Source organism: Tabrizicola sp. YIM 78059 (assembly GCF_004959785.1).
Lineage (GTDB): Bacteria > Pseudomonadota > Alphaproteobacteria > Rhodobacterales > Rhodobacteraceae > Tabrizicola > Tabrizicola caldifontis.
This window is the reverse complement of sequence record NZ_SJZH01000008.1, coordinates 58,854-84,099: the sequence shown is the minus strand read 5'-3', so window position 1 is coordinate 84,099 and position 25,246 is coordinate 58,854. Positions and strand designations below refer to the sequence as shown.

Genomic DNA, 25,246 nt, shown 5'->3' with positions numbered 1-25,246 from the left:
CCCTTCGGCGCAGTTCCAGCTCGGCGCCTGTCCTTGACGCGACAGCAATGTGGCCCGCCCTTCCGGGATCCGCGGCGCAACCCACTGCGGTCGATCGGCAAGAACTAGTCAGGTGGCGTCGCCACGGCTGCTGCGATCTGCGCGGCATCAACTGCCGACCTTCGACCATGAAGTCAAAGGCAGCCGCGCGGAACTGGTCACCTTTGGACCGATGGATCAGGATGCTTGGTAATGAACATGATCATGTTGCAGAATTCTGGGAGGTTGGCTGCTTAAGTACTTATTTTCAAAAAAGTAATTATAGAAATGATCAGATGGATCTTCGGACGTGAAATCTCAAAGCATGTTCGATTTATTCAACTCATCCTGATGCTGCCAGAACCTGATCCACCGCTGTCACGATCAGGTCCAGGCATGTGGGAGAGGAAAAACGATGGTCCGCGTCCTTGACCAGCGTAAGGCTCAGGTCGGGGCTGTCGATGTGGTCGAACAGGCGCAACGCCACACCGGGCGGCACGTCGCTGTCGGAGCTGCCCTGCAACAGGCGGACTGGCATCGGCAGGGGCAGCGGCCGGTCCAGCACCAGATTGGCGCGACCGTCCTCGATCAGGCGACGGGTAATCGGGTAGGGGGCATCGGAATAGGCAGATGGGCGGTGAAGAAGCCCGGCTTCCAGCAGACGGGCCCGTTCGGTCGCACCGAATTCTTCGTGCCACATCCGTTCGGTGAAGTCCGGCGCTGCGGCAATGCCCACAAGCCCTGCTACGCGCCGGGGCATGTCGCGGGCGACAAGCAGGGCAATCCAGCCGCCCATTGACGAGCCGACCAGAACCTGCGGCCCTTCGGTCAGCGCCTCGATCACGGCCAAGGCGTCTTCGCGCCAGTCGGTGATTGCCCCATCTTCGAAAGCGCCGCGTGATGCGCCATGGCCGGAATAGTCGAAGCGCAGGAAGGATCTGCCCGTGGCCTCGGCCCAGGCTTGCAGATGAAGAGCCTTGGACCCGGTCATGTCCGATCGGAAACCGCCAAGGAAGACGACACCGGGCCCCTTCCCGGGGGTCTGGTGATAGGCGATGTGGCGGCCTTGCGGGGTACTGAGAAAGGTTGTCATGGCGCTGATATAGGCGTGCTTCGCGGCAAGCGTGAGGCCCCTTTAACGCGCCGGGCAAGGACCTGCGCATGACTTGACTTCCCGGAAGCCGCCGGGCAAGAACGCGCGACTTTACCCGCAACCGGGCGTTTCGTGGGCGCCAAACCGACGAGGAGCCGGCCATGAGCCAGATTTCACTGACATTTCCTGACGGCAACAAGCGCAGCTACGCGGCCGGCGTGACGCCGGCCGAGGTGGCGGCGTCGATCGCCCCCTCGCTGGCCAAGGCGGCGATCTCGGCGCAGGTGAACGGGCGGCACTGGGATCTGCAATGGCCGATCCATGAGGACGCCACGATCAGCCTGAACACGATGAAGGACGAGGCCCCGGCGCTGGAGCTGATCCGGCATGACCTTGCGCATATCATGGCCCGTGCGGTGCAGGAGCTCTGGCCCGAGGTGAAGGTCACCATCGGGCCGGTCCGGGACCAGGGCTGGTTCTACGACTTCGACCGGGAAGAGCCCTTCACGCCCGAGGATCTGGGCGCGATCGAGGCGCGGATGAAGCAGATCATCAACGCGCGCGATCCGGTGCGGACCGAGGTCTGGGACCGCGCCCGCGCCGTCGAATACTACCGGGGCCGGGGCGAGCCCTTCAAGCTGGAGCTTCTGGACCGGATCCCCGAGGGCGAGGACATCCGCATGTACTGGCACGGGGACTGGCAGGACCTGTGTCGGGGGCCGCATCTGCAACACACGGGCCAGGTTCCGGCCGATGCCTTCAAGCTGACGCATGTCGCGGGGGCCTACTGGCTGGGCGACGCGAGCCGTCCCATGCTGCAACGCATCTACGGCGTGGCGTTCCGCAACCGCGACGATCTGAAGGCGCATCTGACGATGCTGGAAGAGGCCGCCAAGCGCGACCACCGCAAGTTGGGGCGCGAGATGGAGTTGTTCCATCTGCAGGAAGAGGCGCCGGGAATGGTCTTCTGGCACCCGAACGGCTGGACGATCTACCGCACGCTGGAAGACTACATGCGCGGCCGGCTGCGGCAGGCGGGTTACAAGGAAATCCGCACCCCTCAGGTCGTGGACCGCATCCTGTGGGAGAAGTCGGGCCACTGGGAGGCCTACCGCGAGAACATGTTCATCGTCGAGGTGGACGAGGAGGGTGCGAAGGAAAAGCGCATCAACGCTCTGAAGCCGATGAACTGCCCCTGCCATGTTCAGGTGTTCAACCAGGGCCTGAAGTCCTACCGCGACCTGCCCTTGCGGCTGGCGGAGTTCGGATCGTGCCACCGCTACGAGTCTTCCGGCTCGATGCACGGGTTGATGCGCGTGCGTGGCTTCACCCAGGACGACGCGCATATCTTCTGCACGGAAGACCAGATCGAGGCCGAATGCGCCGGCTTCATCTCGCTCTTGTCATCTGTGTATCGCGACCTTGGCTTCGAGAAGTTCGACATCAAGCTGTCCACCCGGCCCGACGTGCGGGTCGGCAGCGACGAGATCTGGGACAAGGCCGAAAACGCGCTGCAAAAGGCCATCGAAGGGCTGGGGCTGCCTTACGAGATAAACCCCGGCGACGGGGCCTTCTATGGGCCGAAGCTCGACTTCAAGCTGACCGATGCCATCGGGCGGGAATGGCAGTGCGGCACCTTCCAGGCCGACTTCAACCTGCCGGTCCGGCTGGGCGCGGAATATGTCGGCGAGGACGGGATGAAGCACCGCCCCGTCATGCTGCACCGCGCGGTGCTGGGGTCGTTCGAGCGGTTCATCGGCATCCTGCTGGAAAACTACGCCGGGAAACTGCCCTTCTGGCTGGCGCCGCGCCAGGTGGTGGTGGCGTCTATCGTCTCGGACGCCGACCCTTTCGTGCATGAGGTAGTGGCGGCGCTGAAGAAGGCAGGGGTCCGGGCGGAGGCGGACGTGCGCAACGAGAAGATCAACTACAAGGTCCGCGAACATTCGGTCGGCAAGGTTCCCGTGATCCTGGCGATTGGGATGCAGGAGGTCGAGGCGCGGACGGTTTCGGTGCGCCGTCTGGGCGAGACGCGGACCGAGACCATGTCGCTGGATCAGGCTGTGGCGACCTTTGGCTTCGAGGCGCTGCCGCCCGCAGCTGCCTGAAGGCCTCTGGCCGGAATTTCAGCACGGACGGGTGGAAGCGCCCCGTCCGACTGAGTCCGCTTGCCATGTGGCTTGATTTTCGGCGAATCCTTGGCATCATCGCCTCAGTGACGACAGATTTCCTGGCCGGCTCTCGGATCGAAGCCCTGGAAGACCTGGTGGCACGGCCTGCGGCAATGTCGCCGCAGGGGGTTCTGAGAGGAGAAGCGGAATGCCGACGGGCACCGTGAAATGGTTCAACGCGACGAAGGGCTACGGTTTCATCGCGCCGGATGATGGTGGCAAGGACGTGTTCGTGCACATCTCGGCGGTCGAACGCGCCGGGCTGAAGGGGCTGAACGACAATCAGAAGATCGGCTACGAACTTCAATCCGGCCGCGACGGCAAGATGTCGGCCGGCGACCTGCGCCTGTTGTAAGCCTTGGTGGATCAGCGCGGCCCCAGCAGAATGTCGGCGGTCGCGCTGTCCCAGCCCAGAAACCAGCGATCCCCGTCCTGGATGACCGGCCGCTTCATCACGGTCGGTTGTGACATGATCTGCACCTCGGGATCGGATGCCTTCAGGAAATCGTTGAAGCTGCGGTATGTGGTGGACTGCCGGTTTACCGCAAGGTCGCCGAATTCCTGCACGATCCGGCTTACCTCTGCCTCGCTGAGCGGGTTGGCCCGAATGTCGCGGAAGGTGACCTCGCGGCCGGCGGCTTCAAGCGCCTTCAGCGCCTTTTTGCAGGTATCGCAGGTCGGGATGCCGTAAAGGATCATGGCGGGGTCTTTCGCTGTGCGTCCAGTTTTGATGCTTGTTTTTCAAGGGCTTGCTAGCATATCCCGAAAGCGCCGGAAAGGGGGAAGGGTGCGGGCTGTTAATGCCGGGCCCGGATTTGTGCACAGGCGACAAGCATGGCGCCGGTCGTTGCCGGCCGAATTCTCGTGTTGCATTCCGATCTTTCTCAAGTGCTTGAGCCTGTTGAAGAAGCCTTCCACGGGCGGTGCGCCGGGGACAGATGTCAATATCGACGGAACGTTGCAACTTTCGCTAGCACGGGGTAGGGGTGTGGCCGCGCCTGGCGCGTGCGGCAATCAGCACAAGGATGGTGCGGGCGTCACAGCATCGATCAGCCATAAACCACATCCCCGGAGGGAAAGTGGTTGGCCATCAGTTCCGCCACACCTGCCTTGTCCCAGGTCCGGCCGGGCGAAAGTGTGATCGGCAGCGGCAGGTCGCAGTGAACGACCATGGCGCTGATCCTGAAGCCGAATCCCCCGACCGGAACGGCCAAATGTCTGATCCGTGCCCGTTTCTGAGCTGCGTCCGGCAGAGGGTGCGGATGACCGAACTGTCGATGAACAGCAAGTGATCACGCGATCTTTCCGAAGGCGCTTCGGGGGGCTGGACCCACAATTCCGTCTTCGCCCCCTGTCGAAGCGGTTGCACGCGCTTGTCGCGGCCCATTTTGCCCGACACCGCTTCTTTCTCCAGGCAGAGGGATCAGCCCACCCGGCAGCCTTGCACCCAGACCCCGCGAACTGCGCCGGCCGGGCCAAGCCGCGTGACCCGGATGACATCCGCCCGCGCGCCCGGCACCAGATGGCCACGGTCCGGCAGGCCTGCCGCATCGGCAGGGGCCGCAGTCACCGTCGCGATGCCACGGGCCGTGTCACCCCAGAGATCACCCAGCATCAAAGCCGCCGACAACAGCGACGAGGGCACATAGTCCGATGACACGATATCCAGAAGGTCCGCCTCGGCCAGCTCCTGCGCGGCCACGTTGCCGGAATGGCTGCCGCCGCGGATCAGGTTCGGCGCGCCCATCATCACCTTGATGCCGTGGTCCTGGCAGGCCCGTGCCGCCTCGACCGTTGTCGGGAACTCGGCGAAATGCGCGCCGTGGGCGGCGGATTGCGCTACATGCTCGGGTTCGGTGTCATCATGGCTGGCCAGCACTGCCCCATAGCGGCGGGCGGCTGCGACGGCGGCGGCCTCGTGCGCCGCGCCCAGCCGGTCGCGCAGCGCCTTCTGGGTGGCAACGTGTGCCTCCCAGTCAGCCTCGGAAATCCCGTATTTGCCCACGTAGTATTCCTTCAGCTTCGAGATGTCGCGGAACTGCCGCGCGCCCGGCGTGTGGTCCATCAGGCTGACGATTCCGATGCCGTCATTGGGGCCGAACTTGTCCAGCTCCTCGATCAGGGTTTCGGAACAGACCTCGGCGCGCAGGTGCAGGAAATGGCTGATCCGCAACACGCCCTGCGCGCGCAGGCCCAGGATCTCGTCGGCCAGCGCGCGGGCATATTCGCCGTAGTTCATCTTGGCGTTCGACACGACCGACCCCACCCGCAGCGCGTCGAAGACCGTGGTGATGCCGACCGAGGCCAGCTCTGCGTCATGGGCGATGATCGCGGCGGCGTGCGGCCAATCCACCTTGGGGCGCGGCTGGATGTGGCGTTCCAGGTTGTCGGTGTGCAGCTCGATCAGCCCCGGCATCACCAGGTCGCCGCCGCAGTCCACCGCCCCCGCCGGCACCGTCGCCCCTTCGGCGATGTCGGCGATGCGGCCGTCCCGGATGCGGACCTGGCCCCGCAGGGTCTCGGTCGGCAGGACCAGGGTGGCATTGGCCAGGATCGTCTCGGTCGTCATCTTGCACTCTCATGTCTTGCGGCCCGCTTGCGGCTGGCGTCTGCTGACACGGATGCGTCACACGGATGTGACATTGCCCCGTTACGCCCGCGCCCATGGACCAGATGAAACGTTTCGCCGTCTATTATGCCCCGCGCCCCGGCGCCTTTGCCGGCCGCGCGAATGAATGGCTCGGATGGGATCCCGCGACCGGCCAGGCGCTGCCGCAACCCCGGGTGCCCGGCATCGCCGATCCCGCCGCGATCACCGCCGACCCGCGCCGCTACGGCTTTCACGGCACGATCCGCGCCCCCTTCAGGCTGGCCGAGGGCGTGACGCCTGACCTTGCCGCCGCCACCGTCGCCACGCTCGCCGCGCGCCTTGGCCCCGTCACCTGCGAGGGGCTGATTCTCGAAAACCTGCACGGCTTCCTCGCGCTGACGCCGCGGGGCTGCGAGGCCGCGCTTCTGGAACTCGGCGCCGCCGTGGTCGAGGGCACGAACGACCTGCGCGCGCCGCTCAGCGAGGCCGAGATCGCCCGCCGCCGGCCCGAAGCCCTCTCGCCCCGCCAGCGCGAATTGCTGCACCGCTGGGGCTATCCTTACGTGATGGAAGAATTCCGCTTCCACCTGACGCTGACCGACCGTCTGGCCGACCCGGCCCCCGCCATGGCGGCGCTGGGGGCGCATTTCGCCGATGTGCTCCCCCGGCCCTTCGAGATTCAGGATCTGTGCCTGTTCGGCGAGGATACGGCGGGCCGGTTCCATCTGCTGCACCGCTATGCCCTGACCGGCTGAAGCGCGGCCAGAAGCCGGGCCACGCCGGCCTCCTGCGAGCCATCGTTGACCACCGTCTCGGCGGCGATGCCCTCCGGCAGGGTGAAGGCCGCCCGGGCCAGCCGCCCGCGGATGTCGGCCTCGCTCTCGCGCCCCCGTGCGGCCAGCCGCGCGGCCAGCACCGCATCGGGAGCCGTGACAAGGATCACCCGCAGGTCGGGAAAGACCCGCACCGCCTCGGGCAGCGCCGCGCGGCTGCCGTTGAAGATCACGTCGCCCGGCCCTGCGACCTGCGCCCTGGGGACGCCGTAGGACAGGCCATGCGCCTCCCACCACAGGGCGAACTCGCCCCGGCCGCGGCGCAGGGCGAACTCCGGCGCCGAGACGCCTTCGAAATCCTCGCCTCCCGCCTCGGCGGGCCGGGTGATGACGCGGCGCACCAGCCGCAGGTCGGGCCGCGCGGCCATCGCGCCCCGGATCAGCGTATCCTTGCCTGCCCCCGATGGCCCCACGACCGCGAAGATCATGCTGCGGCCTTCGGAGTGAACCCGGTCACATCGACAAGCCGGTCGCAGACGCGCGCGCGTGCCGCCTCGTCGTGGAAGATGCCCAGGATCGCCGCGCCGCGCGCCTTGGCTTCCTCGATCAGGCTCAGCACCACCTCGCGGTTGGCGGCATCGAGGCTGGCGGTCGGTTCGTCCAGAAGCATCGCCGGATAGGCATGGGCAAAGCCGCGCGCGATGTTCACCCGCTGCTGCTCGCCGCCCGAGAAGGTGGTGGGCGACAGGGACCAGAGCCGTTCGGGGATGTTCAGCCGCCGCAGGAGAGACGCCGCCCGCGCGCGCGCCTGATCGGCCGGGGTGCCAAGGGCCAGAAGCGGCTCGGCCACGACTTCCAGCGTGGGGACGCGGGGAACAACGCGCAGGAACTGGCTGACATAGCCCAGCGTTTGGCGGCGCAGCGCGATGATCTGGCGCGGCTCGGCGGTGGCGACGTCAAGGTCGCCCACCATCAGGCGTCCCCCGGCGGCAAGGTAGTTGCCGTAAACCATGCGCATCAGCGTGGACTTGCCCGCGCCGGACTGCCCGGTCAGCCCCACGCATTCGCCGGGGCCGACGCTCAGCGCCGCGCCGGCCATGACCGGGATCACCGCGCCGCCCTGGTTGTGCAGGGTGAAGGACTTCGACAGGTTCTCGATACGGATCATGGGCTTACACCTGAAGGACGGAGGAGACCAGGAGTTGCGTATAGGCGTGCTGCGGGTCGTCCAGCACCTGGTCGGTCAGGCCCTGCTCTACCACCCGGCCGGATTTCATCACCATCAGCCGATGCGCCAGCAGCCGGACCACCGCAAGGTCATGCGTCACGATGATGGCGGATAGGCCGAGGTCGCGCACCAGCCCGCGCAGAAGGTCCAGCAGCCGCGCCTGCACGCTGACATCGAGGCCCCCAGTCGGTTCGTCCATGAACACCAGCCGCGGTCCCGTCACCAGGTTCCGCGCAATCTGCAACCGCTGCTGCATGCCTCCCGAGAAGGCCGAGGGCCTGTCGTCGATCCGGTCGGCGGCGATCTCGACCCGGCCCAGCCAGTCCGCTGCCTTGCCCCGAATCTCGCCATAATGCCGGGCACCGACGGCCATCAGGCGTTCGCCCACATTGCCGCCAGCCGAGACGCCCATCCTGAGCCCGTCGCGCGGGTTCTGGTGGACATAGGCCCAGTCGGTGCGCGACAGACGGCGACGCTCGGTTTCCGACATTGCCAGGACATCGCGCCCGTCATAGGCGATGCGGCCTAGGTCCGGGCGCTGGTGGCCGGCCAGGCAGGACAGAAGGGTGGACTTCCCCGAGCCGCTTTCGCCGACGATCCCCAGCACCTCGCCGGGGTAAAGATCGAAGGAGACATCCGCGCAGCCGATCCTTTGGCCATAGCGTTTCGTCAGCCCCTCGACGCGCAGAAGCGGCTGGTCGGTCATGGTCATGCGCTCCATCAGGGTCATGCCGCGCCCTCCGTCCCGGCGCCCTGCGCGACGCTCTCATGTCGGGCGCATCCCTCCCTCCTCGTGGGGGAGGGATGGGGTGAGGGGGCCACTCCCTCGCCGGAAAGTCGGCCCCGATGCCCCTTCGCCCGCCGCCCGGCGCAGAAATCGGTGTCGGAACAGACGAACATCCGCCCGCCCGTGTCATCAGTGATCACCTCGTCCAGATAGCTGTCCGTCGCGCCGCAAAGGTCGCAGTCATGCGGGGCCTTGGAGGCGGTGAAGGGATGGTCGTCGAAATCGAGGCTCACGACCTCGGTAAAGGGTGGGAGCGCATAGATCCGCTGCTCGCGCCCTGCGCCGAACAGCTGTATCGCCGGGCTGTTGCCAAGCTTGGGGTTGTCGAACTTGGGGATCGGCGAGGGGTCCATGACATAGCGCCCTTCGACCTTGACCGGATAGGCGTAGGATGTGGCGATCTGCCCGTGTCGGGCGATGTCCTCGTAAAGCTTCACATGCATCAGCCCGTATTCTTCCAATTCGTGCATCTTCCGCGTCTCGGTCTCGCGCGGTTCTAGGAACCGCAGGGGTTCGGGGATCGGCACCTGATAGACCAGGATCTGACCTGCCTTCAGAGGGGTTTCCGGGATGCGGTGGCGGGTCTGGATCACCGTCGCCTCGGCGGTGGCCTCGGTCGTGGCCACCCCGGCCGTGCGCTGGAAGAAGCGGCGGATCGACACCGCGTTCGTCGTGTCGTCCGCGCCCTGGTCGATGACCTTGAGCCGGTCCTCGGGGACCAGGCAGGCCGCCGTTACCTGCACCCCGCCCGTCCCCCAGCCGTAGGGCATCGGCATCTCACGGCTGGCAAAGGGGACCTGGTAGCCCGGCACCGCAATCCCCTTCAGGATCGCGCGGCGGATCATCCGTTTGGTCTGTTCGTCGAGATATGCGAAATTGTAGGCCTGATCTGTCACGATATGCTCCTGCAGGGGGGCAAGGCCGGGGAAGGAGGCAGGGAATGCTCTGGATCGCGCTCGCCGCAGCGGTCGGCACGGTTCTTGTCGGTCTGCTGACGATGCGTCAGCCGGCGGTGTATGGCCGGCAACGGCGCCGCGGCAAGTCGGGCGACGGGGGCGACGGGGGCGCGACAATGGCGGGGGCAGACGATGGCGCCACCTGTGATGCCAGCGCCAGCTGCGATGCCGGCGGAGGCGGGGGCGACTAGGGTCATTCCGCCGCCTCCTGCATGGTCTGCGCCTCGGCCCGCAGGCGGCGGACCAGTTCCAGCTCCGCCTGGAAATCGACGTAGTGCGGCAATTTGATGTGTTCGAGGAACCCCGTGGCCTGGATGTTGTCGCAGTGCATCAGCACGAATTCCTCGTCCTGCGCCGGGGCACCTGTGAAATCCTCGCCCAGTTCCTGCCAGCGGAGCGCGCGGTCCACGAGGCTCATCGCGATGGCCTTGCGTTCCGACTGGCCCATCACCAGCCCGTAACCCCGGGTGAACTGCGGCGGCTTGGTCTTCGAGCCCTTGAACTGGTTCACTGTCTCGCATTCGGTCAGTTCGATCTCGCCGATCTCGACGGCGAAACCCAGTTCCGGGATATCGACCTCCACCGCCACCCGGCCGATGCGCAATTCGCCGACGAAGGCGTGGGTCCGGCCATAGCCGCGCTGGGTGGAATAGGCCATGCCGAGGACGAACCCCTCGTCCCCCCGCGCCAGCGCCTGCAGGCGCAGGGCGCGGTCGGCGGGCAGTTCCATCGGCTCGCGCGTCAGGTCGGGGGGCGTGGCATCAGAGGGATGCGCTTCCTCGATCAGCCCGTCGCGGTTCAGGAAGGTCGTGACATGGGGGACGCGGGGTGCCCCCCCTCCCCCTCCCTCCCCCACCAGGGGGGAGGGAGGCGCCTCTTGCCCGGCCGCCGCGCCCGGAANGGGAGGCGCCTCTTGCCCGGCCGCCGCGCCCGGAACCTCCCCTCCCCCTCGTGGGGAGGGGATGGGGGTGGGGGGCTCACCCTCGGCCATCAGAGCGAAGTCCAAGAGGCGATGCGTATAGTCGAATGTCGGCCCCAGCACCTGGCCGCCGGGCAGGTCCTTGAACGTGGCGCTGATCCGCCGGTCCACCGCCATCGCGGCCGTGTCCACGGGGCGCGACCCGGCGAGGCGCGGCAGCGTGGTGCGATAGGCGCGGATGAGGAACACCGCCTCGATCAGGTCGCCGCGGGCCTGCTTGATCGCCAGCGCGGCGAGGTCGGGGTCGTAGAGCGAGCCCTCGGCCATGACCCGGTTGACGGCCAGCTTCATCTGCTCGCGGATCTGCGGGATAGTCAGTTCGGGCACCGCGCGGTCGCCCCGGCGTTCCTCGGCCAGCCAGCCATGCGCATTGTCGATGGCGCGTTCGCCACCCTTGACGGCGACATACATCAGATCTTCTCCACGCGGGTGGACCGGGGCAGGCCGGCGATCCGGTCGCCGGCGGTGAACAGGCAGTCGAAGCCCAGCGGGAACAGCGCGCGGTTGGCACGGAAGGCCGCCGTCTCGGGCAGGTTCAGCCAAGTGGCCAGTTCAATGCCGGGGCCGGTCAGGGCGGGGCCGTGGTTGACCAGCCTCTCCATCTCGACGATCAGCGTGGCCGACCGGTCGGGATAATCCGGCTGGCCGATGCGGAACCGGGTGACGGGCTGCAGCGCCTCCCAGGTGCCCAGCGCGAAATCCGCTGCCTCGGCGGCGACCAGCGGCGCGCCAATGTGGAAAGCCACCCAGTCGCGCACCATGGGGCAATCGGCGGCACCCGCCAGATGCAGCCCCGTCGTCGGATCACAGAGCGTCAGAAGCGCCACCCCCGCCGCGACAGACAGCGGCGCTGGAGGTTCCGCCCCTGCGACGCGGCGAATCGTGCCGGGGCGCGCCATCGCCTCGAGGATCTCGCGGAAGGCGCGGGCGGATTGCACGGGGGCATCGGCGAAGCCGCCGGAAAGCGCGTCGGCAGGCTGGGCGGCGGTCATTTGTCCTCTCCCCTGACCATGGTGAAGAACTCGACCTTCGTCCCGGCAGCCTTCGCGGCACGAGCGGCGCGGCGGGCCTCGGCCTCCGTCCGGAGGGGGGCGAGGATGCGGGCCGACAGGGCCGGCGCGGCCTCGGTCTGCATCAGCGCGTCGATCACCGCGGCGCGACGGGCGTGGGCCTTGTCGCGGCCCTGCACCCAGGCATGGCCCACCGGCCCGGCCGGAAGCTGCACCGAACAGCGCGTCACCGTCATCTCGCCCAGGTTGAAGGCCGCACCTGTGCCCCCCGTGCGCCCCCGCACCATGACGGCGCCAATCTCGGGTGACCGCAGCACGTCGTGCGGCGGCAGTTCGGGCATCAGCTCGGCCAGACGGGCGGGGGGCGCCTTGGCCAGTGTCGCAATCCAGGCCCGTCGGGCTTCGGCATCAGGAGAAGGCATGGCGATCTCGACAGATTCAGGGGGTTGTCCAGTATTCTATACAACTATACAAATCCTAACGCAGACCCGGCCCTTGGCCAACCGGAGATTTGTGAATTTTCCATGACAGGAGGCAGACTTGCCGCGTGACACGATCTGGTCAGCGATTGCCGGCACACTGCGAGCGGAAATCGCGGGCGGGCATTATCCACCTGGCAGCAGATTGCCGACCGAGGCAGCGCTGTCGGCCCGGTTCGGGGTGAACCGCCATACGGTTCGCCATGCCTTGGCGACGCTGGCGGAAGAGGGGCTGGTACACGCACGTCGGGGGGCAGGGGTCTTCGTGACGGCACGGCCGACCCATTACCGGCTGGGTCGGCGGGTGCGTTTTCACGACAATGTGCTGGCGGCCGGGCAGACCCCTTCGCGGCAGATCACACGCAGCGAGACGCGGCCATGCGATGCAGCCGAAGCACGGGTGCTGTGGCTGAAGCCGGGCGATCCGGTCCTGGTGGTGGAAGGCCTTTCACTGGCAGACGGCCAGCCCCTGGCGGCCTTTCGGTCGGTGTTCCCGGCCGCGCGCTTCCCCGGCCTGGCACAGGCGATCCGGGCCGAGGCTTCGATCACGCGGGCGCTGTCGGCCTGCGGGCTGGCAGACTACATGCGGCTCGAGACGCGGATCAGAGCCGAGGCCGCCGACCCGGTTCTGGCGTTGGCCTTGCAGGTGAAGGCCGGTGCCCCTGTGCTGCGCAGTGAAGCAGTGAACGTGGATGCCGAAGGCCGACCGGTCGAGCAGGGGACGACCTGGTTTGCCGGTGATCGGGTGACGCTGACCGTGGCGGCAGATCAGCCCTGATATTTCTCGAGAAATGCCTCGGCCTGCAATTCGCGGAAGTCGGCCAGCGCGGCGCGCAGCCTTTCGTGCGGCCAGTCCCACCAGGCCAGCGCAAGCAACCGGTCGATCACGTCTTGCGCAAAACGTTTGCGCATGGGCCTGGCGGGGCAGCCGGCGACGATCGTGAACGGGGACACATCCTTTGTCACAACGGCACCGGCGGCGACGATGGCGCCGATTCCGATCGTCACCTCGGGCTTGACGATCGCCCCATGGCCGATCCAGCAATCGGCGCCCAGACTGGTGCGCCGTGCTGCGCGGGCGGCGAAGAAGGCGTCGTCATCGGTTGCGTCCTCCCAGTAATAGGAGGAACGGTAAAGGAAATGGTGCTGCGCGGCATGGGCGAAGGGGTGGTCGGTCGGCCCGATCCGCGTCATCGCGGCGATGTTGGAAAAACGGCCGACGGTCGTGTTCGCGATGTCGGCGAAGCGGTCGCAATAGGCATAGGCCTCGAAGGTGGAATTCAGGATGCGCGAGCCTTCGCCGACCTCGGTCCAGGGGGCGAAGCTGGAATTCGCAACCTGTGCCGAAGGGTGGATTACCGCCCCGTCGGGTGACAGGAGGGGGCCGGTCCGGTGCGAGTGCTGCGGTTCGGTGGGTAACGGGCTGATGGCAGTCATCTCAAGTGTGAGTCCGCTGGTTTTCGCGTGGGGCAAAGTGTGGGCAATCGCGCGGCTTCGCAGGCGCAAGCCTTGTATCTGGCCTCGGTGCCTTCGGCCCGACCGGCTGAGGCGAAGGGGGCATTCTGCCCCCGAACCCCCTGAGAGTATTTGGCAATGAGCAAGCGCGCAGTCATTCGCCCTTGATCAGCTTGCGGCGGATCCAGCCCGAGAGGCTGTCCATCAGCATGACCATCAGCACGATCAGGACCATGTAGTATGCCACTTCCTCCCAGTCCTTCTGGGTTATGATCGCCTGTGTCAGAAGAAGGCCGATGCCGCCACCGACGATGGCGCCGATGACGGTCGCGCTGCGGGTGTTGGATTCGAGATAGTAGAGCACCTGCGCCAACAGAACCGGCATGACCTGCGGGATCACCCCGAAGCGGGCGCGCTGGACGGCGTTGGCGCCGGTGGAGCGGACGCCTTCGACCTGCTTTTCGTCTATGTTCTCAAGAGCTTCCGAGAAGGTCTTGCCGAAGCTGCCCGTATCGGTGATCGCGATGGCGATGGCTCCGGTCATCGGTCCGGGACCGAAGGCGCGGGACAGGACGATGGTCCAGATCAGGCCATCCACGCCGCGGACGAAGTCGAACACCCGCCGCGCCGCAAAGCGCAGGGGTCCGAAGGCCATGAAGTTGCGCGCAGCCAGGAAGGACAGCGGCAAAGCGATGATCGCGGCCGTCATCGTGCCGAGGAAGGCCATCAGGATCGTTTCGAAGATCGCCCAGGCCACATCGCCGTGGCGCCACATCCTGTTGGTCCAGAACTCCGACGCGATCAGCGCCAGGTTCGACCGCGCCGGATCGAGCCTTTCGACCGAGACGGCCAGGGCGGCCAGTTCGCCGAAGGACTTGCCGTAAAGGGGGCTGTCGAGGGTGAAGAACCACAGCTCCCAGCCGGGCTGGTACCTGAAGGTCTCGACCTTGGACCGGGTATAGGTGAACCGGCCGGCATCGGTGGTGACACCGATGCGGTTATCGCCCACGCTGATCCAGTCGGGAATCGGTTCAGGCGCCGTGAGGGCCGGGCGGCCGCCCTCCTCGCGGATGTCGATGGTGCCGTAGCCGGGCACGACATAGCGGGCGCCGTTCGTGTCGTAGGTGACGATGTGGCCTTGCCCAAGGTCGATGGTCGTTACATCGTCCGCGACCGTAACCCAGTCGGGCAGGCGGCCTTCGGGGTAGGTGGCCTTGGCCTCGCCCTCGATGGCTACGGTCAGATTGCCCGTGCGGTTGTCGCGGGTGACATGGGTCTTGTGCGACCAGAAGTCGGATAGAAGGATCGCCGCATTGTCGAAACGCGCCCGGGCCATCAGGCCCGCGATGTCGAAGCTGATCGCGGCATAGACAAGGTAGGCAAGGATGGCGGCCGGAATGGCAAAGGCGAGCCGCCGCTTGCGGTCGAAGGCGCGGGTGACGGTCTCGGCCAGCGCGGGGCCGGCAAGGGTGGCATCGGTCATGCGTCAAGCTCCGGGCTGGCGGCCCCCCCACCCCATCCCTCCCCCAGGCGGGGGGAGGGAGGCGCGGGATGGCGAATGAAGGGCCGGGGACGGGCCGGGTGGCTCCCCTCCCCCTGCGTGGGGAGGGGATGGGGGTGGGGGGCGCCTGCCGGACGGCGGGCTCTGGAGGGGCAGTATTGCATCGGTCAATGCCCCTTCACCAGCTTGTGGCGGTAATGGTCGGACGCCCGGTCGATGAGGACGATGGTCAGGAACAGCAGCAGGAAGATCGCGACGACCTGGTCATAGCGGCCTTGGCCCCATTGCATTGCGATCTTCAGGTCATGGCCGATCCCGCCCTCGCCCACGAAGCCCAGGATGGCCGAGGCGCGCACGTTGATCTCGAAGCGGAGAAGCGCATAGGACAGCCAGTTCGGTGCGACCTGCGGGATCACCCCCAGCCACATCCGCTGCGACCAGTTGGCGCCCACCGAGGCCAGGCCTTCGACAGGTTTCAGGTCGGCATTCTCGGCAACTTCCGAGAACAGCTTGCCCAGCGCGCCGCCCGTGTGCAGCGCGATGGCGATGACGGCGGGCACCGGGCCGCCGCCGAGGATATAGATCAGCACCAGGGCGATGACGATCTCCGGGATCGCTCGCAGTGCGTCCATCGTGCGGCGGAAGACCGGGATCAGCCGCGGCCAGCGCGCAAGGCCCCGCGTCGCCAAGAGCGACAGCGCCATCGCTGCCAGCGCGCCCACCAGAGTCGCCACGGCGGCGATGTTCACTGTCTCGATCAGGGCGGGAACATGTTCCCAGAAGATCGCCGGCAGGTTTGCACGCTTTTGCCAGGCTTCGGACAGCACCTCGGCAGGGAAATCGAAGACCTGATGCAGCCCCTGCCAGAAGCCACCGGCATTCCGGCTGTCGGCCAACCACCAGCCAGAGGACATCAGGGCCACGAAGATGACCATGAGGATGCCGCCATACATCCGCTTGCGGCGGATCATCTCGAGATAGACTTCGCGGTTGTCGGACAGGTCCGGGCGCTTGCCGCGCTCCGGGCCGAAGGCAACATCGACCATTGGATCATCCGGAAATGAAAAGGCCGGACCCCGGGGAGCTTCGGGGCCCGACCGGTGGGTGGCTTACATGCCTTCCTGCAGCTTGCGGGCGGCGATGATGCCCAGATAGTCCTCGTGCTTCACCGGCACGAAGTCCTTGGCCTCGCCCGCGGCGACGGCATAGGCGCATTCCTTGTCGGTTTCCCACAGGTCGGCGGTCAGCTGGGTGACTTGGTCCTTCACGTCCTGCGGCAGGGCCTTGCGCACCACCATCGGGCCTTCCGGAATAATTTTCGAGCGCCAGATCTCGACCAGGTTGTTCATGTCCACGAGGCCCGCGTCGGCGGCCTTGCGGAAGGCACCCGAGTTGTAGCCGTCTTCCCAGTTGCCCAGACCGTCGGCCCAGGCTACGCCGGCGTCGAAGTCGCCGTTGGCGACGCCGACGATGGTCTGTTCATGGCCGCCGGACATCTTCACTTCCTTGAAGTAGTCTTCCAGCTTGCCGTATTTTTCGGTCAGTTCGGCGCCCGGCACCAGATAACCACTGGTCGAATTCGGATCAGCGAAGGCGAAGACCTTGCCCTTGGCGTCATCCATCGTCTTGATGCCGCTATCCGCGCGGGCGAAGCCGATCGAGTAGTAGCCGGTCGAGCCGTCGGTGTTCTGCTTGGTCAGCTTCACCTCGACCGCTTCGGGGTTGGTCAGGTAGATCTTGGCATAGGCCGAGGCGCCCAGCCAGGCATAGTCCAGCGACCCGCCCAGCAGGCCCTGGATCACGCCGTCATAGTCGGCCGGGGTGAACAGCTTCACCGGCACGCCCAACGCTTCCTCGATCTTGGCGCGGAAGCATTCGTTTGAGGCCAGGCGGTCCTGGGCGTTCTCGCCGCCGAGGATGCCGATGTTGAATTCCTTGATGCCTTCGGCCATCGCCGACGAGGCGAGGACGGCAGTCAGGGCGGTTGCAGTCAGCAGCTTTTGCATGGGCGCTCCATGGGATTGTGGCCTTGGGGGCCGGTGGTCACGACAGCATCAGGTCGGCGTAGGACCGGTCGGCTGCGGTGTCGGTGGGGATCGAGGTCGAGGTGGCGGCCTCGTTGAAACTGTCGTCGGCACCGTAGATCTCGCGCGCGACGCCGGTGGAAAGCTGGCCGGGCGTGCCGTCAAACACGATGCGGCCGTCGCGCATGCCGATCACCCGGTCGCAATAGCGCCGCGCGGTGTCGAGCGTGTGGAGGTTCGCGATCACCATGCGCCCGTCCTCGACGTTGATCCGCTTCAGGGTGTCCATGACGACCTGGGCGTTCATCGGGTCGAGGCTGGCGATGGGCTCGTCGGCCAGGATGATCTTCGGGTCCTGCATCAGGGCGCGGGCAATGGCCACGCGCTGCTGCTGGCCGCCCGACAGCGCCTCGGCACGCTTCGGGGCCTGCTCGGCGATGCCGAGGCGGTCGAGGATCTCCAGCGCCTTCAGGATGTCGGCGCGGGGCCAGAGGTTGAACATGGTCTGCAGCGTGGACCGGCGGTTCAGGATGCCGTGCAGCACGTTCGAGGCCACATCCATTCGCGGCACCAGGTTGAACTGCTGGAAGATCATCGCGCATTGCGACTGCCAGGCCCGCGCCTCGGCCCCCTTCAGCGCCAGCACGTTCCGGCCCTCGACGCGGATTTCGCCTCCAGTTGCGTCAATCAGTCGGTTCATCAGCCGCAGGAAGGTGGATTTTCCCGCGCCGGACCGGCCGATGATGCCCACAAAGGCAGGTCCTTCGACGCGAAAGCTGACATTGTCCACAGCGGCCTTCTGACCGAACATCCGCGTCACGCCCTGCACATCCAGCATCGGTCTCCCCCGCCTTGCGTTGCCGGGGTCGTAGCTGCGCCGTGTGACACTGCATCAAACCTTGTGTGAAACTTGCATGACGCGGGGCTTGTGCCGGCTGCAACCGGGCTTACCAGCGGATATGGCGCGGCCAGACGTAGTGCTCGTCGGGGTCGGCCAGTGCTGGTGTTGCCAGCGCCATGGTCCGCCGCCGCAGGTCGGGGGCAACCTGATCACGGGGCAGGCGCCGCAGTTCCTCGGCCATGACCGGCGCGCCGATGGTCAGGTCCACCGGTCGGCCCATCCGGCGGCAGGTTTCGTGAAAGATCAGTGCGACCCGAAGCGGGTAGGAGGTGTGGCTTGCGATCTGGAACAGACGGGAATTCTGTCCGGCCACATGCACGGGCAGGACCGTGGTGCCCGGCACGGTCGCCAGCCGACCCACAAAGGGATGCCAGGGTGAATCCACCGCCCGACCGGTCAGTGGCCTGTTTGCGGTCGCCACGCCCCCTGCCGGAAAGATCGCCACAACCTGGCCCTGCGCCAGCAATTCTGCCGCACGCCGCCGCGTCTCGCCAGTCAGCCGCCGCGCCTCGGGCGTGCCTGAAAAGTCGACCGGCAGAAGGTAGGGGTCCATTTCGGGCACCCGGCACAGAAGGCTGTTGGTCAGGATGCGGACATTGCCGCGCAGCCTGATCCCCAGATGCCCGAGCGTCAGCCCGTCCACCACACCAAAGGGATGGTTCGACACCAGAAGTAGCCCGCCGGACTGTGGAACGCGGGCAAGATTGCGGGCACCCCCGACGATACGGGGGCGGATCTTCAGCTTGCGCAGCGCCGCGTCGAACACCGGCTCGCCCGGCCGCTTGTCGCACAGCACCCAGTCCAGATAGAGCCGCTTCAGCTTCGGTTGGCCCGTCGCGACCTCGACCGCGCGGATCAGGCTGCGACGGATCAGTGACTGCCCGGAATGCGAATAGCTGAAATGGACGGGCGCAGAGATCGGCCCCCGGTCAAAGGCGGGGGCGTCCTCGGTGAAACAGTCGGCGGGAAGGATGTCGGCGGACATGGGGCCTCCGGGGGTTCAGAAGGCAGGTTCGGCAAGTGGCCGGGCCGGCAGGGCGGAATAGCCGCCGCGGCCGGCGACAAAGGTGCGCAGGGGGGCGGGGGGCTGACCTGCAGGCCAGTCGATCAGGATCAGGTCGGCGCGCAGGCCCGGCGCGATGCGACCCCGGTCGTTCAGGCCCATGGCGCGAGCCGGGTTGCGCGACACAAGATTCCACAGCACCGGCAGTGGTGCCACGCGGTCGGCGTGAAGCCGGGTCACCGCGCCCAGCATGGCCGGATAATAGTAGTCGGACGCCAGAATGTCGCACAGGCCCCGCGCGATCATCTCTGCCGCGCCGGGGCTGCCCAGATGGCTGCCGCCGCGCATGGCGTTCGGCGCGCCCAGCACGATCGGGTCGCCCGCCGCGCGCGCGGCAAGAAAGACGCGTTCGTGCATCGGGAACTCGGCCACCCTTGCGCCGAGCGCCCGGTAATAGTCGCGCGTTTCAACCTGGCTGTCGTCGTGGCTCAGCATCGGGGCACCATGGGCGCGGGCAAGGGCTGCCACCCGCGCGATGTCGCCCGGAACCTCGGCCCGACGCGCCCAGACCCGGGCGATCAGCTCCACGAAGTCGGCCGTGGTCATGCGCGAACGCCTGGCCCGTTCACTCATCTTTTGCATGAAGGCAGCCGTCGTCATGTCGGTCACGGGATAGTCCTTCACATGATCGAAGGGCCGGTCGTGAACGGCGATTTCGGGATGCAGCAGCGCCGAGGTGGTGTGGTCGTTGAAGGCCAGCGCCGGGCGGTCTGGACCGGCAAGGACATGGGCGATAAGGGGCTCCGCCTCGGGGCAGAAGGTTTCCCAGCGCAGCTGGATCCGGTTGTCCGCAGTCAGGCGCCCGCGCAGCCCCTCCAGCGCGCGGACGACCTGCCAGCCGGTTTCGACACTGCGCAGGCCGGGTTCCCAAGACAGCGTGAGGGCATGATAGGCGGTCGCGATGCCGTTCGCCGCAAGCTGGCGGTCGGTTTCCAGAAGCGCGGCCTCGGTCGTGACCATGACCCCCGGGCGCGGCATCAGCTGGCGCTCGAAGGCATCGCCGTGGATATCGACGAAGGCCGGGGCCAGGATGCGCCCCTTTGCGGGAAGCACGGTGGCGCCGTCCCGGGCAACGTCGATCCCGGTGATCCGTCCGCCCTCGATGCGGACCGAACCCGTTTCTACCCGGTCCTCCAGGATCAGCGTCGCGCCTTCGATCAGCTCCGCGCTCATCCCAGCCGCTCCGCCAGAAGGTGCCAGTGCCAGGAGCCGGGCTTTTCATGTGGACGGTCGTAGAGGGTGAGGAGTTCAAAGCCCCACAGAAGGCCGGTCAGTTCGGCAGCGGTGCAGAAGTAATGCGGATGGACCTTGTCGCCGGGGCCCTCGAAAACCCAGGTGTTGCGGCTGATCTCGCGCCCCGGGGCACGGGCCTGTTCCACGGGCAGGCGGCGGGCCGACAGCATCGTGGCCATGAAGGTTCCTCCGGGTCTGATGATGCGGGCGATTTCCGCCAGGGTGCGACGCACGATCGTCTCATCCCCGTGGTAGATCACGTTCCAGGCCAGCACATGGTCGAAGCTGGCCGAGGCAAAGGGCAGGTCGGTCATTGGGGCCTGAACGGTGTCCACGCTCAGCCCCTGGGCGAAGGCGGCAGATGCGGTGGCGGCCACCGCGGCCTCTGAGGCATCAAGGGCGGTCACTCGATGCCTGCCCCGAGCGTAGGCCAGCGCATGCCGCCCGATGCCGCAGCCAAGGTCCAGGATGTCCGATCCGGGTTTCAGCGTCGCCGCATGTTCGGCCACCCAGGGCTCTGCCCGGGCCCAGGGGCTGGTGCCGTCAGCCTTCTGCCATTCGGCGTTCCAGTAGAGATGTGCGGTATCGGTGGTCATCATGGTCATATCAGCTTCCTGCGGATCCAGCCCGAGCCCTGCTCGACTGCGATGACAAGGGCGAGCATCATCAGGATGATCGCCAGGGCTTCGTCATAGTTGAAAAGGTCGAAGGCGACCTTCAGGTCCACCCCTATTCCGCCGGCGCCAACCAGGCCAAGGGCGGCGGACCCGCGCACCGATTTCTCTAGCGCGAACAGCGAGGTGGCGGTGAATGACGGCAGGCAGGCGGGGAAGACCGACGAGACGATAACCCCTAGGCGGCTGGCCCCGATGGCGCGCAGCGCGTCCTGCGGGCCGGGATCTGTTTCCTCCATCGCCTCGGCGAAGAAGCGGCCGGCGAAACCGATCTTGTCCACCATGATCGCCATGACGCCGGCGGCGGGGCCAAGGCCCACGATGATGATGAAGATGATTGCCCAGACCAGATCGGGCACGGTGCGGAACAGCGCGATGATTGCGCGGGCAAGCGTGCGGACGATGGGGTGGGGCGACAGCCGGTCGGTCGCAAGGATGGCGAAGGGTACGGCGAGGAGCAGCCCCAGGAAGCAGCCCGCCACGGCCATCTGCAGCGTTTCCAGCAGCTTCCAGGAAATCGGCCCGATCCGGCTGAAGTCTGGCGGGAACATCTGCGTCAGCAGCCCGGAAGGCGAGACCAGCCGCGCCAGTCCCCGCGCCAGCTTGTCGGTGGCCGGAGCTGTGGCCGCCAACGACGACACGACCAGTGTCAGCACAACCAGCAGCCCGACATAGCCGGGCAGACCCAGGTGGCGAAATCGCGGCGGAGCGGGCACGGCGGTGTCGGTCATGCAGTCACCTTATGGTCGAAGAACCTGCGCAGCGCCTGCGCCGTCGCCTGCGCAGTGGACTGGTCAAGCGCGATCCGCCCCGAAGCGAGGCCGAGGATGCGGTCGGAATAGGCCAGCGTGTGTTCCAGCCGGTGCGAGATCACCAGAAGCGACAGCCCGTCCTGCCGGACGAGGCCGAGCAGAAGCTCCATGACCTCCTGCCCGGTCTGGGGGTCCAGGCTGGCGTCCGGCTCGTCGGCCAGGATGAAGACGGGACGCTGCATCAGCATCCGGGCGATCGCCACGCGCTGCTGCTGGCCCCCCGACAGGCTGTCCACCCGGGCCGAGGCGCGGTCGGCGAGGCCCACTCGGGACAGGCAAGCCATCGCCTCGGCGCGCACCTCGGCTGGCGCCAGCGACTGGAACCAGGCGCGCGGCCCGGACAGGCGCGATTGCACGCCATGGACGACATTCGACAGCGCCGACAGGCGGGGCACCAGGTTGTGGCGTTGCCAGACGATGCCCACCTGCGCCCGAAAGCGGCGCAGCGCCCGGGGTGCAAGTGCCGTCACGTCCTGGCCCAGCATTTCGATGCGGCCCGAACTCGGCTCTACCAGCCGGACCAGGCATCGCAGAAGGGTCGATTTGCCCGACCCGTTTGCACCGATAAGCGCGGTGGATTGACCGGGCGGCAGTGCAAAATCCAGACCCGACAGGATTTCGCGGTCGCCGAAGGTCTTGCGAAGCCCGGCAACGGCAAGGACCGGCTCCACCGACGTGGAACCGGCCATGGCCCGGGCAGGTAGGACGGGCGCGTTCATCGGCGGATTACTGGCCGATGAACTGCGTGAATTCGGTGATGCCGATGTTCTGGTACATCTTGCGGACCACGTCATAGTCGGCATCGGTGACACCGGCATCGAAGCTGCCGCCAACGTACTTGGCGTTCTCTTCTACCGAGGTCACGGCGGCGAGCAGCGCCTCGCCCTGTTCCGCAAATGTCTTGCGCACCGTCTCGACCACTTCGGGCGCTACCTTGGCCGAGGCCAGCAGGATGTCGTCCGGCAGCTGCTCGCCCTTGAGCAGGACGCGCAGCTTCACATCGGGGAACTTCTTGGCGAAGCTTTCGATATGCGTGCGGTTCACGCCGATGCCGGCGATCTCGCCAGCCACCAATGCCTCGATCGCGACGTTGCGGTTCAGGAAGACGGGCTCATAATCGACGGCATAGCCCAGCCCTGCCTTGGCCAGCAGATCCACCGGACCCAGGTGCTGCGAGGTAGAGCCGATCTCGCCGAACGAAATCTTCTGGCCCTTCAGATCCTCTGGCGTCCTGATCGGGCTGTCGTCCAGCACGACCACGGTCGAGTAATAGTCGGGTCGCTTGAAGGTCACGACCGGCTGGGCGTCGAGCCGCGCGTTGAAGACAACGTATTCCGCCGGGCCGGTCAGCACGAAATCGACCTGATCGGCGGCCATCGCCTCGACCGCGACCGTGCGGCCCGAGACCGGGAAGAACTCGACCTTCAGGCCCGAGGCTGCCTCGAAGGCGTCCTTGAACGGCCCCATTTCGCGCTGCAGCGCCTCTAGCCCGTCGATGTCGGTCACGGCGAAGCGGATCGTGTCCTGGGCCAGGGCGGGGGCGGCCAGCAGGCTGGCGGCAAGAAGAGCGGGTGCAAGAAGCTTGGTCATGGTTGCAGGTCCGTTGCTGAAGTGACGGGGCAGCCCCTAACACCCCAGCATGACGGCCGGACGACCACAGCATCACAGATTTGCAACGAACGGACGTGTGGTCAGCCCGCCGCTCGACCTTCCGATGCGATCTCGGGGATCTCGGTCCGCGCTTCGGCCTGCGCCCCGCACAGCAGCTCCACAGCGCGGTCGGCAGCGTCCTGGAACGGTTCCAGCACCAGGTCGGCGCCGGCCCGGGTCAGCGCCTCGGTTTCGGACGGGTTGTGCGACGTCACCGCGACCCTTCCCTCGAAGCCCGCGGCCCGGGTCAGCTGGATCAGCGTGAACCTGGCATCGTCGTGACTGACGCCGGTGACATGGACAGGCACCGACGAAGCCAGCCAGTCTGCGCGGGACAAGGGCAGGGTGGCGACGAATTCGGGATCGGTGCCGTCGCCGAACTCGGCATCGATTCCCAGGGCACGCGCCCGGCGCACCGCCTGCGGGTTGAAATCCACCCCAAGCACCCGGATGTTGCGCGCCTTCAGGCGCAGCGCGATGGCGGTGCCGAAGCGGCCGAGACCGAACAGGATGACCGGATAGCCCGCTTGGGCCTGCGGCGCGCCTTCATGGGGTTCGCGCGGGGTGCCCTTGCGTTCGAAGACCCCGAGCCAGGGTTCGAACACCAGGTAGAGCTGATGCGAAAAGGTGATCATGTATGTCGATGCGGCAATGGTCACCAGGCCGACCATGGTGACCAGCCCCAGCGCATCCTCTGCCACATGGCCAAGCGAAACACCCATCGCGACGAAGATCAGTGAGAATTCCGAAATCTGCGCCACGGTCAGGCCAGCGAGAAACCCGGTACGTTTCCGATAGCCCATGGCGCCCATGATGATGAGAACGATCAGCGGGTTACCGATAAGAACGAACAGCGAAAAGATCACCGCGCCGGTGACGTGGCTACCCAGAAGCGTCAGGTCCAGCGTGGCGCCGAGGCCGATGAAGAAGAACAGCAGCAGGAAGTCGCGCAAGGGGGCCAGCCGCGCAGCGATGGTCTCGCGGTAGGGGGTTGAGGCAAGCGCGACGCCGGCCAGAAGGCCACCGACCTCCTTTCCCAGTCCTACCGCGTCACCGATGGCCGCAATCGCGGCGGCAAGGGCGATTGCGAAGATCACCAGCAATTCCGGTGCATGGGCCAGCCGCTCGGTCAGGGGTGTCGCGGCGTAGCGGACGAAGAGGATGACCGCCGCCACCAGCGCAATTCCCGCTCCAAGGACAGTGATGACCGACCCGCCATGCCCATGGTCGCCGGCGCCGATGCCGATGGCCGACAAGACCACCATGGCCAGGACCACCACCAGATCCTGCACGATCAGGAAGCCCAGTGCGATCTGGCCGTGCAGCGCGTCGATCTCGCGTTTGTCCGACAGCAGCTTGACGATGATGATGGTCGAGGAAAACGTAAGCGCGACCGCGACATACAGGCTGGTAACATGGCCAAGGCCAAGAGCCAGACCGATCAGGTAGCCGAAGAAGGCCGTGAAGACGACCTGACCCAGGCCGGTGACGATGGAGACGATGCCGAGCGAACGGATCAGCTTGATGTCCAGCTTGATGCCGACAAGGAACAGAAGGACCGCGATACCCAGTTCGGACAGAAGCGCGATCTGTTCGTCTGCCTTGACGATGTCCAACGCCGAGGGACCGGCAAGCAGGCCCACTGCGATAAAGGCCACGATCAGCGGCTGACGCAGCATGAGGCCCAGGGTGCCAAGGCCGGCGGCCAGCATCAGAAGAAGCGCGAGTTCGGTGAACGGGGTCAGCATCGGCATCGGACTCTTCGGTGGCGGGTCGGTGGATTTGCGGTCAGCTTAGGGCAGGGCGCGGGGAAGGGGAATTGTCGCACAGCGGTTTCGCCGGATCGGGG

The 25,246-nt window shown here is 66.6% G+C and carries 28 protein-coding genes; 5 read left to right on the top strand and 23 right to left on the bottom strand.

All coding sequences use genetic code 11. The annotated features are described in order from the left end of the window. Window positions 1-361: 361 nt before the first annotated feature. The gene (locus tag EZM81_RS11885; RefSeq protein WP_135449946.1) at window positions 362-1,111 is read right to left on the bottom strand and encodes a carboxylesterase; all 750 of its coding nucleotides are present in this window, start codon (window positions 1,109-1,111) and stop codon (window positions 362-364) included. 161 nt (window positions 1,112-1,272) lie between these two features. Here EZM81_RS11885 and thrS point away from each other — a divergent pair, with 161 nt between their 5' ends. After that, window positions 1,273-3,219, top strand: a complete 1,947-nt coding sequence (gene thrS, locus EZM81_RS11880) for a threonine--tRNA ligase (RefSeq protein ID WP_136645868.1) — start codon at window positions 1,273-1,275, stop codon at window positions 3,217-3,219. A 211-nt stretch (window positions 3,220-3,430) separates the two neighbouring features. Then, on the top strand, window positions 3,431-3,637 hold the full coding sequence (locus EZM81_RS11875) for a cold-shock protein (protein ID WP_135449948.1): 207 nt from the start codon (window positions 3,431-3,433) through the stop codon (window positions 3,635-3,637). An 11-nt stretch (window positions 3,638-3,648) separates the two neighbouring features. Here the strand turns inward: EZM81_RS11875 and EZM81_RS11870 are convergent, their stop codons facing one another. From EZM81_RS11870 to EZM81_RS11865, 3 genes are all read right to left on the bottom strand, one after another. Next, window positions 3,649-3,981, bottom strand: coding sequence for an arsenate reductase family protein (locus tag EZM81_RS11870; RefSeq protein ID WP_136645867.1), 333 nt, complete (start codon window positions 3,979-3,981; stop codon window positions 3,649-3,651). 350 nt (window positions 3,982-4,331) lie between these two features. Then, entirely contained in the window at window positions 4,332-4,454 is a 123-nt protein-coding gene (locus EZM81_RS18675) for a hypothetical protein (protein ID WP_256371625.1), read from the bottom strand. A 251-nt stretch (window positions 4,455-4,705) separates the two neighbouring features. Then, window positions 4,706-5,851, bottom strand: coding sequence for an alpha-D-ribose 1-methylphosphonate 5-triphosphate diphosphatase (locus EZM81_RS11865; RefSeq protein ID WP_136645866.1), 1,146 nt, complete (start codon window positions 5,849-5,851; stop codon window positions 4,706-4,708). Between the two features lie 104 nt (window positions 5,852-5,955). Between EZM81_RS11865 and EZM81_RS11860 the strand changes: the two genes are divergently transcribed. Further along, window positions 5,956-6,627: a DUF1045 domain-containing protein gene (locus EZM81_RS11860; protein ID WP_371685743.1), complete on the top strand. Its 672-nt coding sequence runs from the start codon at window positions 5,956-5,958 to the stop codon at window positions 6,625-6,627. Here EZM81_RS11860 and phnN read toward each other — a convergent pair. The 4 genes from phnN to EZM81_RS11840 are packed head-to-tail and all read right to left on the bottom strand — an operon-like array spanning window position 6,609 to window position 9,556. After that, entirely contained in the window at window positions 6,609-7,133 is a 525-nt protein-coding gene (gene phnN, locus EZM81_RS11855) for a phosphonate metabolism protein/1,5-bisphosphokinase (PRPP-forming) PhnN (RefSeq protein WP_136645864.1), read from the bottom strand. The two genes, EZM81_RS11860 and phnN, sit on opposite strands and share 19 nt — an antisense overlap. Next, entirely contained in the window at window positions 7,130-7,813 is a 684-nt protein-coding gene (phnL, locus tag EZM81_RS11850) for a phosphonate C-P lyase system protein PhnL (protein ID WP_136645863.1), read from the bottom strand. Before phnL ends, phnN begins: the two co-directional genes overlap by 4 nt. A 4-nt stretch (window positions 7,814-7,817) precedes the next feature. After that, window positions 7,818-8,579 carry a phosphonate C-P lyase system protein PhnK gene (gene phnK, locus EZM81_RS11845; RefSeq protein ID WP_136645915.1) on the bottom strand — a complete coding sequence of 254 codons (762 nt, stop codon included), beginning with the start codon at window positions 8,577-8,579 and terminating at the stop codon, window positions 7,818-7,820. 20 nt (window positions 8,580-8,599) lie between these two features. After that, window positions 8,600-9,556, bottom strand: a complete 957-nt coding sequence (locus tag EZM81_RS11840; protein ID WP_135449954.1) for an alpha-D-ribose 1-methylphosphonate 5-phosphate C-P-lyase PhnJ — start codon at window positions 9,554-9,556, stop codon at window positions 8,600-8,602. Window positions 9,557-9,600: 44 nt separating this feature from the next. Between EZM81_RS11840 and EZM81_RS11835 the strand changes: the two genes are divergently transcribed. Continuing rightward, window positions 9,601-9,807 (top strand): hypothetical protein, encoded by a 207-nt coding sequence (locus tag EZM81_RS11835; RefSeq protein ID WP_136645862.1) that lies wholly within the window; start codon window positions 9,601-9,603, stop codon window positions 9,805-9,807. Window positions 9,808-9,809: 2 nt separating this feature from the next. Here the strand turns inward: EZM81_RS11835 and EZM81_RS11830 are convergent, their stop codons facing one another. From EZM81_RS11830 to phnG, 3 genes are read right to left on the bottom strand one after another with little or no spacing between them, the layout of a single operon-like run. Continuing rightward, complete coding sequence (locus tag EZM81_RS11830; protein WP_136645861.1) at window positions 9,810-11,006, bottom strand: carbon-phosphorus lyase complex subunit PhnI; 1,197 nt, start codon at window positions 11,004-11,006, stop codon at window positions 9,810-9,812. After that, window positions 11,006-11,587: a phosphonate C-P lyase system protein PhnH gene (phnH, locus tag EZM81_RS11825; protein ID WP_136645860.1), complete on the bottom strand. Its 582-nt coding sequence runs from the start codon at window positions 11,585-11,587 to the stop codon at window positions 11,006-11,008. Before phnH ends, EZM81_RS11830 begins: the two co-directional genes overlap by 1 nt. Beyond that, window positions 11,584-12,027 (bottom strand): phosphonate C-P lyase system protein PhnG, encoded by a 444-nt coding sequence (phnG, locus tag EZM81_RS11820; protein WP_136645859.1) that lies wholly within the window; start codon window positions 12,025-12,027, stop codon window positions 11,584-11,586. Before phnG ends, phnH begins: the two co-directional genes overlap by 4 nt. Window positions 12,028-12,145: 118 nt before the next feature. On the opposite strand from phnG, the gene phnF reads away from it, so the two are divergent. After that, window positions 12,146-12,862 carry a phosphonate metabolism transcriptional regulator PhnF gene (phnF, locus tag EZM81_RS11815; RefSeq protein ID WP_135449959.1) on the top strand — a complete coding sequence of 239 codons (717 nt, stop codon included), beginning with the start codon at window positions 12,146-12,148 and terminating at the stop codon, window positions 12,860-12,862. Here phnF and EZM81_RS11810 read toward each other — a convergent pair. The 12 genes from EZM81_RS11810 to EZM81_RS11755 form a co-directional block, all read right to left on the bottom strand. Further along, window positions 12,853-13,521: a chloramphenicol acetyltransferase gene (locus tag EZM81_RS11810; RefSeq protein ID WP_136645858.1), complete on the bottom strand. Its 669-nt coding sequence runs from the start codon at window positions 13,519-13,521 to the stop codon at window positions 12,853-12,855. The genes phnF and EZM81_RS11810 overlap by 10 nt on opposite strands. 172 nt (window positions 13,522-13,693) lie before the next feature. Continuing rightward, complete coding sequence (gene phnE, locus EZM81_RS11805; protein ID WP_136645857.1) at window positions 13,694-15,022, bottom strand: phosphonate ABC transporter, permease protein PhnE; 1,329 nt, start codon at window positions 15,020-15,022, stop codon at window positions 13,694-13,696. Window positions 15,023-15,207: 185 nt separating this feature from the next. Then, window positions 15,208-16,086, bottom strand: a complete 879-nt coding sequence (gene phnE, locus EZM81_RS11800) for a phosphonate ABC transporter, permease protein PhnE (protein ID WP_136645856.1) — start codon at window positions 16,084-16,086, stop codon at window positions 15,208-15,210. Window positions 16,087-16,149: 63 nt separating this feature from the next. Then, window positions 16,150-17,046 carry a phosphonate ABC transporter substrate-binding protein gene (gene phnD, locus EZM81_RS11795; protein ID WP_136645855.1) on the bottom strand — a complete coding sequence of 299 codons (897 nt, stop codon included), beginning with the start codon at window positions 17,044-17,046 and terminating at the stop codon, window positions 16,150-16,152. A 37-nt stretch (window positions 17,047-17,083) separates the two neighbouring features. Next, window positions 17,084-17,902 (bottom strand): phosphonate ABC transporter ATP-binding protein, encoded by an 819-nt coding sequence (gene phnC, locus EZM81_RS11790; RefSeq protein WP_136645854.1) that lies wholly within the window; start codon window positions 17,900-17,902, stop codon window positions 17,084-17,086. 109 nt (window positions 17,903-18,011) lie between these two features. Next, a complete protein-coding gene (locus EZM81_RS11785) occupies window positions 18,012-18,950 on the bottom strand; it encodes a lysophospholipid acyltransferase family protein (protein WP_135449965.1) in 939 nt (312 codons plus the stop codon). 15 nt (window positions 18,951-18,965) lie between these two features. Continuing rightward, the gene (locus tag EZM81_RS11780) at window positions 18,966-20,201 is read right to left on the bottom strand and encodes an alpha-D-ribose 1-methylphosphonate 5-triphosphate diphosphatase (RefSeq protein WP_135449966.1); all 1,236 of its coding nucleotides are present in this window, start codon (window positions 20,199-20,201) and stop codon (window positions 18,966-18,968) included. Then, a complete protein-coding gene (locus EZM81_RS11775; protein ID WP_240784076.1) occupies window positions 20,198-20,866 on the bottom strand; it encodes a class I SAM-dependent methyltransferase in 669 nt (222 codons plus the stop codon). The genes EZM81_RS11780 and EZM81_RS11775 overlap by 4 nt, the downstream gene beginning before the upstream one ends. Then, window positions 20,863-21,666, bottom strand: coding sequence for a phosphonate ABC transporter, permease protein PhnE (gene phnE, locus EZM81_RS11770; RefSeq protein ID WP_135449967.1), 804 nt, complete (start codon window positions 21,664-21,666; stop codon window positions 20,863-20,865). Before phnE (EZM81_RS11770) ends, EZM81_RS11775 begins: the two co-directional genes overlap by 4 nt. Next, window positions 21,663-22,436 carry a phosphonate ABC transporter ATP-binding protein gene (locus EZM81_RS11765; RefSeq protein WP_211195407.1) on the bottom strand — a complete coding sequence of 258 codons (774 nt, stop codon included), beginning with the start codon at window positions 22,434-22,436 and terminating at the stop codon, window positions 21,663-21,665. Before EZM81_RS11765 ends, phnE (EZM81_RS11770) begins: the two co-directional genes overlap by 4 nt. A gap of 37 nt (window positions 22,437-22,473) precedes the next feature. After that, window positions 22,474-23,337: a PhnD/SsuA/transferrin family substrate-binding protein gene (locus tag EZM81_RS11760; RefSeq protein WP_135449969.1), complete on the bottom strand. Its 864-nt coding sequence runs from the start codon at window positions 23,335-23,337 to the stop codon at window positions 22,474-22,476. A gap of 101 nt (window positions 23,338-23,438) precedes the next feature. Continuing rightward, a complete protein-coding gene (locus EZM81_RS11755) occupies window positions 23,439-25,151 on the bottom strand; it encodes a cation:proton antiporter (protein WP_136645852.1) in 1,713 nt (570 codons plus the stop codon). Window positions 25,152-25,246: the final 95 nt, after the last annotated feature.